Annotated in this window: 10 protein-coding genes; all 10 read left to right on the forward strand. The window is 62.2% G+C overall.

Annotated elements, in window-relative coordinates; translation table 11 throughout:
- The 10 genes from mraY (at position 1) to DXT88_RS01110 (ending at position 12174) form a co-directional block, all read left to right on the forward strand.
- Positions 1-1170 (forward strand): phospho-N-acetylmuramoyl-pentapeptide-transferase, encoded by a 1170-nt coding sequence (gene mraY, locus DXT88_RS01065; protein ID WP_016835724.1) that lies wholly within the window; start codon positions 1-3, stop codon positions 1168-1170.
- Between the two features lie 34 nt (positions 1171-1204).
- Complete coding sequence (murD, locus tag DXT88_RS01070) at positions 1205-3241, forward strand: UDP-N-acetylmuramoyl-L-alanine--D-glutamate ligase (protein ID WP_265211097.1); 2037 nt, start codon at positions 1205-1207, stop codon at positions 3239-3241.
- Entirely contained in the window at positions 3241-4506 is a 1266-nt protein-coding gene (gene ftsW / locus DXT88_RS01075; protein WP_016835722.1) for a putative lipid II flippase FtsW, read from the forward strand. The genes murD and ftsW overlap by 1 nt, the downstream gene beginning before the upstream one ends.
- Positions 4503-5588: an undecaprenyldiphospho-muramoylpentapeptide beta-N-acetylglucosaminyltransferase gene (gene murG / locus DXT88_RS01080; RefSeq protein ID WP_265211099.1), complete on the forward strand. Its 1086-nt coding sequence runs from the start codon at positions 4503-4505 to the stop codon at positions 5586-5588. Before ftsW ends, murG begins: the two co-directional genes overlap by 4 nt.
- A 106-nt stretch (positions 5589-5694) precedes the next feature.
- Positions 5695-7104: a UDP-N-acetylmuramate--L-alanine ligase gene (gene murC / locus DXT88_RS01085; protein WP_265211101.1), complete on the forward strand. Its 1410-nt coding sequence runs from the start codon at positions 5695-5697 to the stop codon at positions 7102-7104.
- Positions 7104-8144, forward strand: coding sequence for a D-alanine--D-alanine ligase (locus DXT88_RS01090; protein WP_265211102.1), 1041 nt, complete (start codon positions 7104-7106; stop codon positions 8142-8144). The genes murC and DXT88_RS01090 overlap by 1 nt, the downstream gene beginning before the upstream one ends.
- A 9-nt stretch (positions 8145-8153) precedes the next feature.
- Positions 8154-8927, forward strand: a complete 774-nt coding sequence (locus DXT88_RS01095) for a cell division protein FtsQ/DivIB (RefSeq protein WP_265211104.1) — start codon at positions 8154-8156, stop codon at positions 8925-8927.
- 10 nt (positions 8928-8937) lie between these two features.
- Entirely contained in the window at positions 8938-10170 is a 1233-nt protein-coding gene (gene ftsA, locus DXT88_RS01100) for a cell division protein FtsA (protein ID WP_016835717.1), read from the forward strand.
- Positions 10171-10312: 142 nt separating this feature from the next.
- Positions 10313-11506, forward strand: coding sequence for a cell division protein FtsZ (gene ftsZ / locus DXT88_RS01105; RefSeq protein WP_265211105.1), 1194 nt, complete (start codon positions 10313-10315; stop codon positions 11504-11506).
- Between the two features lie 161 nt (positions 11507-11667).
- Positions 11668-12174 (forward strand): peroxiredoxin, encoded by a 507-nt coding sequence (locus DXT88_RS01110; RefSeq protein ID WP_116435739.1) that lies wholly within the window; start codon positions 11668-11670, stop codon positions 12172-12174.
- Positions 12175-12244: the final 70 nt, after the last annotated feature.

Genomic DNA, 12244 nt, shown 5'->3' on the forward strand with positions numbered 1-12244 from the left:
ATGCTGCTTTGGCTGGCTCAGAATTTTCAGCAGGATTTCAGTTTCCTGCGCGTCTTCAACTTCATCACCTTCCGCGCCGTGTTCGCGACGCTGACGGCGCTGTTGATCGGCCTCGTCGCCGGTCCGGCGGTCATCCGCATGCTGACCTTGCTCAAGGTCGGCCAGGCAGTGCGCACCGACGGTCCGCAAACGCACCTGATCAAATCCGGCACGCCCACCATGGGCGGCGTGCTGATCCTGATCGGCATCGGCATTTCGACTCTGCTGTGGGCGGATCTCAGCAACCGTTTCGTCTGGATCGTGCTGATCGTGACGCTGGGCTTCGGCACCGTCGGCTGGGTGGACGATTACCGCAAGGTGGTCTACAAGGATCCGAACGGCATGCGTTCGCGTGAAAAGTATTTCTGGCAATCGCTGATCGGCCTGGTGGCGGCGTTTTACCTGGCGTTTTCGGTGTCCGAAGTCAGCAACATGAAGGTGCTGGATCTGTTCTTCGCCTGGGTGCAATCGGGCTTCAACCTCGACCTGCCGCCCAAGGCCGACCTGATCGTGCCGTTCTTCAAGACCGTCAGCTATCCGCTGGGCGTGTGGGGCTTCATCGCGCTGACCTATTTCGTCATCGTCGGCACCAGCAACGCGGTCAACCTGACCGACGGCCTCGATGGCCTGGCGATCATGCCGACCGTGCTGGTCGGCGGCGCATTGGGCATCTTTGCTTACCTGACCGGCAGCGCCAGCTACGCCAAATACTTGTTCATCCCGCACATTCCGGGCGCCGGTGAATTGCTGATTTTCTGCGGCGCGATGGCCGGCGCCGGACTGGCTTTCCTCTGGTACAACGCGTACCCCGCGCAAGTGTTCATGGGCGACGTCGGCGCACTCGCGCTGGGGGGCGCGCTCGGCACCATCGCCGTGATCGTGCGCCAGGAAATCGTGTTGTTCATCATGGGCGGCATCTTCGTGGTGGAAACCCTGTCGGTGATGATTCAGGTGGCTTACTTCAAGTTCACCAAGAAACGCTACGGCGTCGGCAAGCGCGTACTGCTGATGGCGCCGCTGCATCATCACTATGAACAAAAAGGCTGGAAAGAAACACAAGTCGTGGTGCGCTTCTGGATCATCACGATGATGCTGGTGCTGTTCGGTCTGTCGACGCTGAAGTTGCGTTGAACAGATCTCATTGGAAAGACTCGGGTATTAAAGAATGAATTACGTCGATAAACACGCTCTGGTGCTCGGACTCGGTGAATCCGGTCTGGCGATGGCGCAATGGCTGGTCCATTGCGGCGCGCGCGTGCGTGTGGCCGATACCCGCGACGAGCAAGCCGTGGCCGAGCGCCTGGCGGCATTGCGCGCGGCGTCCGGCGATGTCGAATTCGTCGGCGGCCAGGCGCTGTCGGCCTCCTTGCTGGAGGGTGTCGACTTCGTCGCCGTCAGCCCCGGCCTGGCGCCCGAACGCGAACTGGCGGCCGTGTCCGCCGCCGCGAGCGAACGCAACATCCCGTTGTGGGGTGAAATGGAATTGTTCGCGCAAGCCCTGGCGGCATTGCGCGAAGAGCGCGCCTACGCGCCGAAAGTATTGGCCATCACCGGCACCAACGGCAAGACCACCGTCACCAGTCTGACCGGCATGCTGTGCCGTCGCGCAGGGTTGACGACCAAGGTCGCCGGCAACATCAGCCCGGCCGTGCTGGACGTCCTGCGCCAGGCGCTGATCGACGATGAAGCGCACGCCAAGGTGGTTGCCGAACAATTGAGGATCGAGCAAGAAGCTGCCGCCTTGCAGGCCGAAGCCGATGCGGTGGAGGCTGAGAAGCTGGCCGCAGAAGCGGCGCAACAAGCCGCCGCCGAAGCTGCACGAAAGGCAGCGGAAGAAGCCGAACTCGCCGCCGCTTCGGCGCAGCTGGAATTGCGCGAACAGGAAGAAGCCGCCGAATTGCAAGCTGCGATCGACGAAGCCGCAAATGAATTGAAAGAAGCGGACGCGTCGGCGACACAGGCAGCGCTGATCGGGGGCGACGCCGTGCTGAGCGTCGAGGCATCTGCCGATCCTGACGCGGCATCGGCCATGGTCGAAGGCGACGCACAGCAAGAGGCCATCGCCGATGCAGAGGTTCAAGCGGCGCAGGACGAATTCGAGCAAGAATCGGCCATGCCGGAAGTCGGACCTGTCGACGACGAAGACACCGCTCCGCTGCAATTGGAATTGCCGCCGCCCGAACCCGAAAAAGTCTACACAGGCATCCTGCCGCAAGCCTGGGTGCTGGAGTTGTCGAGCTTCCAGTTGCATTCGACGCACAGCCTGCAGCCCAGCGCTGCCACTGTGCTCAACTTGACCCAGGACCATCTCGACTGGCACGGCAGCATGGACGCCTATGCCGCCGACAAGGCGAAAATTTTCGGCGACAACACCGTTCGCGTGCTCAACCGCGACGATCCGCTGGTCATGCAGATGACCAAGCCGGGCGCGACCGTTTCCAGTTTCGGCATGGGCGAACCGACCAGGGCCGGCGACTTCGGCCTGGTCGATGAAAACGGCATGCTGTGGCTGGCCAACGCCATGGCCATCGAAGACGAGGAAAAACCCGAAGGCCGCCGCCGCAAGAAGGATCCCAAGGAAGTGGTCGAGCAACCGTTTCTGCTCAAGCGCCTGATGCCGGCCGATGCCTTGCGCATTCGCGGCCTGCACAATGCGCTCAACGGCCTGGCCGCGCTCGCGCTGTGCCGCGCCGTCGACCTGCCGCTGGCGCCGCTGCTGCACGGCCTGCGCGAATACACCGGCGAGCCGCACCGCGTCGAGCTGGTCACGACCATTCAGGACGTGGAATATTACGACGACAGCAAGGGCACCAATGTCGGCGCCACCGTGGCCGCGCTCAATGGCCTCGGCCACGGCGGCAAACCGAATCGCCTGTTGCTGATCGCCGGCGGCGATGGCAAGGGGCAGGATTTCACGCCCTTGGCCGAACCGCTGTCGAAGTACGCTCGCGCGGTGTTCCTGATCGGTCGCGATGCGGGCGCCATCCGCAGCGCCGTCACCGACAGCGGAGTCGAACTGATCGACTGCGCGACGCTGGAAGAAGCCGTCGAAAAAGCCGGCGCCATGGCGCAGGGCGGCGACGCCGTGTTGCTGTCGCCGGCCTGCGCCAGCCTGGACATGTTCCGCAATTATGCGCATCGCGCCGAAGTCTTCGTCGACGCCGTGCGTGAGTTGGCCCTGTCGCGCGGCGAGGTGATGTGATGAAACTGACGCTGCCCTCGATCACAGGCTGGTTCGGCGCCAAGGATGAACCGGGCGTGCGCGGCAATGCGCGCTCGGGCAGCAACAGCGGCAGCCTGAAAGGCATCAGCGGCATCGAGCAGCGTTCACGCATGATGGAGTACGACCAGCCCCTGGTATGGGTGGTGTTGCTGCTCATGCTGTTCGGTATGGTCATGGTGTATTCGGCGTCGATCGCCTTGCCTGACTCGCCCAAGTACGCGAACTACAAGACGGCGCATTTCCTGATCCGTCAGGCCATGTTCATCGGCGTCTCGCTGCTGGCCGGCCTGCTGGTGTTCCGCATCAAGATCGAGACCTGGCAAAAGCTGGCGCCGTATCTGTTTGTCGGCACGCTGATCCTGCTGGCGATGGTGTTGATCCCCGGCATCGGCAAGGGCGTCAACGGCGCCAAGCGCTGGCTGTCGTTCAAGGTATTCAATTTGCAGCCGTCGGAATTGATGAAGCTGTTCATCGTGCTGTATGCCGCCGACTACACGGTGCGCAAGCAGGAAGTGATGCACAAGCTGACCAAGGGCTTCATGCCAATGACCTTGGCGGTGGGCGTGGTCGGTTTGCTGTTGCTGCTGGAGCCAGACCTTGGCGCATTCGGCGTGATCGTCTGCATCGCCATGGGCATCCTGTTTTTGGGCGGCATCAACGGCGTCTGGTTTGGCGGCATCGGCGCCACGCTGGTCGGGATTTTTTCGCTGGTGATTGTGTTGTCGCCATGGCGGCGCGAGCGGATTTTTGCGTACATGAATCCATGGGTGGAAGAGAACGCGCTCGGCAAGGCCTATCAGTTGTCGCACTCGCTGATCGCCTTTGGTCGCGGCGAGCTGTTCGGCGTCGGCCTCGGCGGCAGCGTGGAAAAATTGCACTATCTGCCGGAAGCGCATACCGACTTCCTGCTGGCCGTGATTGGCGAAGAACTCGGGTTTGCCGGCGTGCTGGTGGTGGTGTTGCTGTTCTACTGGCTGATCAAGCATGCCTTCGAAATCGGCCGCCAGGCGATCGCGCTGGACCTGACGTTCGCCGGCCTGGTCGCCAAGGGCATCGGCATCTGGATCGGCGTGCAGACCTTCATCAACATGGGCGTGAACCTCGGCTTGCTGCCGACCAAGGGACTGACCTTGCCGCTGATGAGTTACGGCGGCTCGGGCGTGCTGATCAATTGCGTCGGCCTGGCGATCCTGCTGCGCATCGATTATGAAAACCGCATGTTGATGCGGGGAGGACGCTTATGACCTCCACAAGCAAGCGCCTGCTGATCATGGCAGCCGGCACCGGCGGGCATATCTTCCCGGGCCTGGCGATCGCGGACACCATGCGCGCGCGCGGCTGGCAGGTTTCCTGGCTGGGTACGACGCATGGCATGGAGCGCGATCTGGTGCCGAAACATGGCGTCGAGATGGATTCCATCGTCTTCGCGGGTCTGCGCGGCAAAGGTCTCGCGCATACCGTCAAGGGCGTGTGGCGAATGATTGCAAGCTTCGGCGCCTGCTACGGGATCATCGGCAAGCGCCGGCCCGACGTGGTGCTGGGCATGGGCGGTTACGTGACGGTGCCGGGCGGCGCGATGGCGCGTCTGCGCGGCGTGCCGCTGGCGTTGGTCAACGCCGACGCGGCCTTGCTGCTGTCGAACAAGATGCTGACGCCGCTGGCCGACAAGGTGTTGTTCGGCTTCCCTGCCGATTTCGGCAAGGCGGCCGCCAAGGCGGAAGTCACCGGCAATCCGGTGCGCAAGGAAATCCTGGCGCTGCCGCTGCCGGCGACGCGTTATGCCGGTCACGACGGTCCGCTGCGCATCCTGGTGGTGGGCGGCAGCCTGGGCGCGAAAGTATTGAATGAATGCGTGCCGGCCGCGCTGGCGAAACTGCCGCCGGATCAGCGTCCGCTGGTGACGCATCAGTCCGGCAAGCAGCATATCGAAGCCTTGCGTGCGGCCTATGCGCAAGCGGGCGTGGAGGCGGAAGTGGTGGATTTCATCGACGACATGCCGCGCCGCTATGCCGACGCCGACCTGGTGATCTGCCGCGCCGGTGCGATCACGGTGTCGGAGCTGACCGCGGCCGGTGTGGCCAGCGTGCTGGTGCCCCTGGTGGCGTCGACCACTTCGCATCAGCGCGACAACGCCACATGGATGGCGCAGAACAAGGCGGCAGTGCATTTGCCGCAGACAGAGATGACGCCGGACAGCCTGGCGGCATTGCTGCAAGAAATGAATCGGCCGGCCTGCCTGCAAATGGCGCTGGCGGCATATGAACAAGGCAGGCGCAACGCCAACGAGGCGATTGCGCAGGTGCTGGAAAGACTGGTAAAGCAATGAAACATCGGGTTAAAAATATTCACTTCGTCGGCATTGGCGCCGAGCCGCGCGGTCGCGCGGCGTTTCTTAACCTGGGGCACAGCCGGTCCGCCGGTGAGTAAAGAACATGAAACATAGAGTCAAAAATATCCATTTCGTAGGCATTGGCGGATCCGGCATGAGCGGCATTGCCGAGGTCTTGCTGAATCTGGGCTACGGCGTGTCCGGCTCGGACCTGGGCAGCAACGCCGCCACGCAGCGCCTGGCGCAGCTGGGCGCGCGCATCCTCTACGGCCATGCGGCCGAGAACATTGAAAACGCCGACGCCATCGTCACCTCGACTGCGGTCAAGGGCGACAATCCGGAAGTGGTGGCGGCGCGCAAGAAACATATTCCCATCGTCCCGCGTGCGGTGATGCTGGGTGAACTGATGCGCCTGAAGGCGGGCATCGCGATTGCCGGCACGCACGGCAAGACCACCACCACCAGCCTGGTGGCGAGCGTGCTGGCGCAAGGCGGGCTCGATCCGACCTTCGTGATCGGCGGTCGCCTGACCAGCGCCGGCGCCAACGCCAAACTCGGCTCGGGCGACTTCATCGTGGCCGAGGCCGACGAGTCGGATGCCTCGTTCCTGAACCTGACGCCGGTGATCGAAGTCATCACGAACATCGATGCCGATCACATGGAAACCTATAACCATGATTTCGCCAAGCTCAAGCAGGCCTTCGTCGAGTTCACCCAGCGCCTGCCGTTCTACGGCGTCGCGGTGCTGTGCCTGGACGATCCGCATGTGCGTGAAATCATGCCGATGATTTCCAAGCCCATCCTGACCTACGGCTTCCATGAAGATGCCGACATCCGTGCCATCGACGCCAAGGCTGTCGACGGCAAGATGGAATTCACCGTGATCCAGGACGGCTATGCGCCAATGCAAGTGAGCCTGAATCAGCCCGGCATGCACAACGTGCAGAACGCCTGCGCCGCCGTGGCGATTGCGCGCGAACTCGACGTCGCCGACGCCGATACGCAAAAGGCGCTGACCGAATTCAACGGCGTCGGCCGCCGCTTCACGCGCTACGGCGACGTCCAGCTGCTGGACGCCGCCGGCAAGCCGGCCGGCTCCTTCACGCTGGTGGACGATTACGGCCACCATCCGGTCGAGACCGCGGCCACCATTTCCGCAGCGCGCGGCGCTTATCCGGGCCGTCGCCTGGTGCTGGCGTTCCAGCCGCATCGCTACACCCGTACGCGCGACCTGTTTGAAGATTTCGTCAAGGTGCTGTCGTCGACCGACGTGCTGGTGCTGGCGGAAGTGTATGCGGCCGGCGAGCAGCCGATTGTCGCCGCCGACGGTCGTTCGCTGGCGCATGCATTGCGCGTGGCGGGCAAGGTCGAGCCGATCTTCGTCGAAGACATCGCCGACATGCCGGCGACGATCCTCAACGTGGTGCGCGACGGCGATGTCGTCATGACCATGGGTGCGGGTTCCATCAGCGGCGTGCCGGCCAGGCTGGCCGCGCAAGGACAGGAGGCGTGATGACACAGACGATGCAGATCGATCAAGCTGCCGGATTCGGCAAGGTGGGCGTGCTGTTCGGCGGTCGTTCCGCCGAGCGCGAAGTGTCGCTGATGTCCGGCGCCGGCGTACTCAAGGCGCTGCGCAGCAAGGGCGTCGACGCGCATCCTTTCGATCCGGCCGAGCGCAGCCTGGCGGAATTGGCGGCGGAGAAATTCGACCGTGTGTTCATCGCGCTGCACGGCCGTTACGGCGAAGACGGCACGCTGCAAGGCGCGCTGGAGCAACTCGGGATTCCTTACACCGGTCCCGGCGTGATGGCGTCCTCGATTGCGATGGACAAGGTCATGACCAAGCGCATCTGGATCGGCCACGACTTGCCGACGCCGCGCTTCATCGTGCTCGACAGCGCCTCCACGCCGCGCGAAGAATTGCGCCAGGTCCCGGACGTGCTCGGCTTGCCGCTGATGCTGAAGGCGCCGCATGAAGGTTCGACCATCGGCATCGCCAAGGTGGCCGGCTATTCGGACATGCAGGACGGTTTCAACCTGTGCGCGCAATACGACGCAGTGGTGCTGGCAGAAGAATTCGTCGCCGGCCGTGAACTGACCGTGCCGGTGATGGGCAAGGGCACGAGTGGGGACAACAAGGCCAAGGCCTTCCCGGTGATCGAGATCCGTGCGCCCGAAGGCAACTACGATTATCAGCACAAGTATTTCACCGACGACACCAAGTACCTGTGTCCGGCGCCGATCGACGAAGCGCTGACGCAGCGCGTGCAGGAGCTCGCGGTGAAGGCCTACAACGCGCTCGGTTGCCGCGGCTGGTCGCGCGTCGACTTCATGCTGCGCGCTTCGGACAACGAACCGTTCCTGCTGGAGATCAACACGTCGCCGGGAATGACCGGGCACTCGCTGGTGCCGATGTCGGCCCGCCAGGCTGGGATGACATATGAAGATTTGTGCTACGAGATTCTGAAATTCGCGGCGTTGGACCTGAAGCCGTCCGACGCGTGGAAATCACACGCGTCAAAAGACGCTGACGTTTCTGATAAGGGATAAGGCGTAACCATGTGGCAAGACGTCAAGATGCTCAACGCAACCACCAATGCCTTGCTGGCGCTGGTGGCGTTGGCATTGCTGGCGTCCGGACTGTGGTGGCTGGCGCAGCGGCCGATGTTTACGCTCAGGACGATACGCGTCGAAGGCGTGGCCGAAGAGCAGTTGCGTCGCGTGAACCCGCTGACGATACGCGCCAGCGCGGTGCCGCGCATCAAGGGTAATTTTTTTACCGCCGACCTCGATGCGGTGCGTGCCGCGTTCGAGTCGGTGCCGTGGGTGCGCAAGGCGATGGTGCGGCGCGAATGGCCGAACAAGCTGATCGTGACGCTGGAAGAGCATCGCGCGCTCGGCACCTGGGGCGACGACGGCCGTTTGCTGTCGGTCAAGGGCGATGTATTTACCGCCAATCTGGCGGAGGCGGAAGACGACGGCGATTTGCTGGAGTTTGACGGACCGGTCGGCAGCGAGAAGGAAGTGGTGGCGCGCTTCGATCAGTTCCGCGGCTGGTTCGCGCCGATCAAGCTGGAGCCGGAATCGGTGGCCCTGTCCAACCGCTATGCGTGGACCGTCAAGCTGGACAACGGTCTCACGGTGGAACTGGGGCGCGCCGAAAGCGACGCAACGCTGAAGGAAAGAATTGCCAGGCTGGTCTCGGTCTATCCGCAACTGGTGGATCGCCTGCAGGGGAAGAAGATTGAAAATGTCGACATGCGTTACCCGAACGGTCTGGCGCTGAAGGCGGATGGACTGGTACTGGCTGCATTGAACGGAAAGAAAAAATAAGCGGAACGATATGACAAAAGACGCAAAAAACCTGATCGTCGGTCTCGACATCGGCACCTCCAAGGTGGTGGCCGTGGTGGCGGAAGTATTGCAGGACGGACGCCACGAAGTGATCGGCCTGGGCCAGTCCGAATCCAAGGGATTGAAGAAGGGCGTGGTGGTCAACATCGAAGCCACGGTCGAATCGATCCAGCGCGCACTGGAAGAAGCCGAGCTGATGGCCGACTGCAAGATCCGCAATGTCTACACCGGCATCGCGGGCAGCCACATCCGCAGCTTCAATTCGAGCGGCATGGTGGCGATCAAGGACAAGGAAGTCAGCGCCGCGGACGTGTCGCGCGTGATCGAAACCGCCAAGGCCGTCAACATCCCGACCGACCAGCAGTTGTTGCATACCGTACCGCAGGAATTCATCGTCGACAATCAAGAGGATGTGCGTGAACCAATCGGCATGAGCGGCATCCGACTCGAAGTGAAAGTGCACATCGTGACCGGTGCGGTGTCGGCGGTGCAGAACATTGTCAAGTGCGTGCGCCGTTGCGGCCTGGAAGTATCGGATCTGATTTTGCAGCCGATGGCTTCTGCCGATTCCGTGCTGACGCCGGATGAACGCGAACTGGGCGTGGTGCTGGTCGACATCGGCGGCGGCACCACCGACGTGGCGGTGTTTACCGAAGGTGCGATCCGCCACACCGCAGTGATTCCGATCGCCGGCGACCAGATCACCAACGACATCGCGATGGCCTTGCGCACGCCGACGCTGGAAGCGGAAGAAATCAAGCTGCGCTACGGCGTGGCCAAGCAGATCCTGGCGGATCCGAGCGAAACGCTGGAAGTGCCGGGACTGGGCGATCGCAATCCGCGCACCTTGTCGCGCCAGGCGCTGGCGGCGGTGATCGAGCCGCGTGTGGAAGAGTTGTTTGCATTGGTGCATCAGGTGGTGCGCGAGTCGGGTTACGAAGAGGTGCTGTCGTCGGGCATCGTCCTCACTGGCGGCTCCGCGATGATGCCGGGAATGATTGAGCTGGCGGAGGATATCTTCCTCAAGCCGGCCCGCCTGGGGACGCCGGAATACAGCGGCCAGTTGGCCGACGTGGTGCGCAGTCCACGATATTCCACCGTATTGGGGTTGTTGTTGGAAGCGAAAAAGCAGTATCTGCGCGGGTACATCGTGACCCGCCAGGAAGGTTCGGTAAAGGCAATCTGGCAGCGTATGAAGGAATGGTTTTTAGGCAATTTTTAAGCAGTCGCACGATTCAATTTTCAATTTGGTTTTTAGTTATTCAGTCTTCGGATCAGCAACACGCAGTTCTCAGTTGCTAGTCGTCACACCGCGTGATGCCTATCAACTGCAAGCTGCACATACATATATTTAAGGAGTCATCATGGAAATAGATATGCTCGACAACGCTACTCTCGGCACGATCATCAAGGTCGTGGGCGTGGGTGGTGCAGGTGGCAACGCGGTGCAGCACATGATCAACAAGGGCGTGTCCGGCGTTGAGTTCATTGCGGCAAACACAGATGCGCAAGCATTGAAAATGTCGAAGGCCGACAATGTCATCCAGATCGGTGAAACCGGCCTGGGCGCAGGCATGCAGCCGCAAGTCGGCCGCCGCCTGGCGGAAGAAACCCGTTCGCGCATCGAAGATGCGCTGCGCGGCGCGCACATGGTATTCATCGCCGCAGGCATGGGCGGCGGTACCGGCACCGGCGCTGCGCCGGTGGTGGCCGAAGTCGCCAAGTCGCTGGGTGCGCTGACGGTTGCCGTGGTCTCCAAGCCGTTCTCGTACGAAGGACAGAAGTGCATGGACATCGCCGACCAGGGTCTGGAAGAGCTGGGGCAGCATGTCGATTCACTGATCATCATCCTCAACGAAAAGCTCGAAGAGATCTACGAAGACGACAGCATGATCGAATGGCTGGGCCATGCTGACGACGTGCTGAACAACGCCGTCGCCGGTATTGCCGAAATCATCAACGTGCCTGGTCACATCAACGTCGACTTCAACGATGTCAAGACCATCATGGGTGAGCAGGGCAAGGCCATGATGGGTACGGCCACCGCTTCCGGCGTCGACCGCGCCCGCGTGGCGGCGGAGCAGGCAGTGGCATCGCCGCTGCTCGACGGTATCGACCTGTCCGGCGCGCGCGGCGTGCTGGTCAACGTGACCGCCAGCCGCAACCTGAAGGGCAAGGAAATCAAGGAAGTCATGGCGACCGTGCGTGCCTTCGCCGCTCCCGATGCATCGATCGCGCAAGGTATCGCGTACGACGACGGCATGGGCGACGACATCCGCGTGACTGTCGTGGCAACCGGTCTGGGCCGCAACCGCAAGTCGGTGCAACTGGTGCAGACGCCGATGCTGCGCACCGGTACGCACAATGAACCGATGATGGCCGGCACCGGCACGATGAACAATGCCAACGGCGGCGCGCAAACCGGCGCAGCTTTCGGCGGCATGAAGGCGCCGGCGGTATGGCGTCGCGAGTCGGCTTCCGACACTGTGCGCGCATTGGAAAAGAATGGCATGGAAACCTATGACATTCCGGCTTTCCTGCGCAAGCAAGCGGACTAAGCAGCATCCGGCGTCGGTTGCGGCACGTTTCGGCGGGCAGCAACCGACGTTGTAAACAGGCATACTATCGCCTGCGCGCCGCGCCTTCGAGCGCGGCGTTTTTTTGCCTGTGTTCCATGGCATTCCCCTATTCCCGAATTACTCACAAGAAGGAAATCATCATGACCATCAAAGTTGGCGATCGCCTGCCGGAAGGCGCCCTGGCTGAATTCATCGAGACCGAAACCGAAGGCTGCTCGCTCGGCCCGAACACGTTCAAGGTGTCCGACCTGGTCAAGGGCAAGAAAATCGCGCTGTTCGCGCTGCCCGGCGCCTTCACGCCGACCTGTTCGGCCAAGCATGTGCCGGGCTACATCCAGCACGCGGCAGAGTTCAAGGCCAAGGGCGTTGATGAAATCTGGTGCATTTCGGTCAACGATGCGTTCGTGATGGGCGCCTGGGGGCGTGAACAGAAAGCCGCCGGCGCCGTGCGCATGCTGGCTGACGGCAGCGCCACCCTGACCAAGGCGCTGGGTCTGGAATTCGACCTGACCGAAAAGGGCATGGGCGTACGCTCGCAGCGCTACTCGATGCTGGTGGAAGACGGCGTGGTCAAGCAATTGAACCTGGAAGCGCCAGGCAAGTTCGAAGTGTCGAATGCCGAGACGCTGCTGGGCCAGCTGGGCTGACCTGCAGCTCGCAGCAATTTGAGTGGAAAAGGCGCGGAAGGCGGTCTGTAAAAGGCTGTTTCCGCGCCTT

The sequence above is a fragment of the Herbaspirillum lusitanum genome, from assembly GCF_026127345.1.
Taxonomy (GTDB): Bacteria; Pseudomonadota; Gammaproteobacteria; order Burkholderiales; family Burkholderiaceae_D; genus Herbaspirillum; species Herbaspirillum lusitanum.

Excerpts from the sequence above, each read along its gene's own strand:
- murD (WP_265211097.1), top strand. The coding sequence starts at position 1,205 with ATGAATTACGTCGATAAACACGCTCTGGTGCTCGGACTCGGTGAATCC.
- ftsZ (WP_265211105.1), top strand. The coding sequence starts at position 10,313 with ATGGAAATAGATATGCTCGACAACGCTACTCTCGGCACGATCATCAAG.
- DXT88_RS01090 (WP_265211102.1), top strand. The coding sequence starts at position 7,104 with ATGACACAGACGATGCAGATCGATCAAGCTGCCGGATTCGGCAAGGTG.
- DXT88_RS01095 (WP_265211104.1), top strand. The coding sequence starts at position 8,154 with ATGTGGCAAGACGTCAAGATGCTCAACGCAACCACCAATGCCTTGCTG.
- murG (WP_265211099.1), top strand. The coding sequence starts at position 4,503 with ATGACCTCCACAAGCAAGCGCCTGCTGATCATGGCAGCCGGCACCGGC.
- DXT88_RS01110 (WP_116435739.1), top strand. The coding sequence starts at position 11,668 with ATGACCATCAAAGTTGGCGATCGCCTGCCGGAAGGCGCCCTGGCTGAA.
- murC (WP_265211101.1), top strand. The coding sequence starts at position 5,695 with ATGAAACATAGAGTCAAAAATATCCATTTCGTAGGCATTGGCGGATCC.
- ftsW (WP_016835722.1), top strand. The coding sequence starts at position 3,241 with ATGAAACTGACGCTGCCCTCGATCACAGGCTGGTTCGGCGCCAAGGAT.
- ftsA (WP_016835717.1), top strand. The coding sequence starts at position 8,938 with ATGACAAAAGACGCAAAAAACCTGATCGTCGGTCTCGACATCGGCACC.
- mraY (WP_016835724.1), top strand. The coding sequence starts at position 1 with ATGCTGCTTTGGCTGGCTCAGAATTTTCAGCAGGATTTCAGTTTCCTG.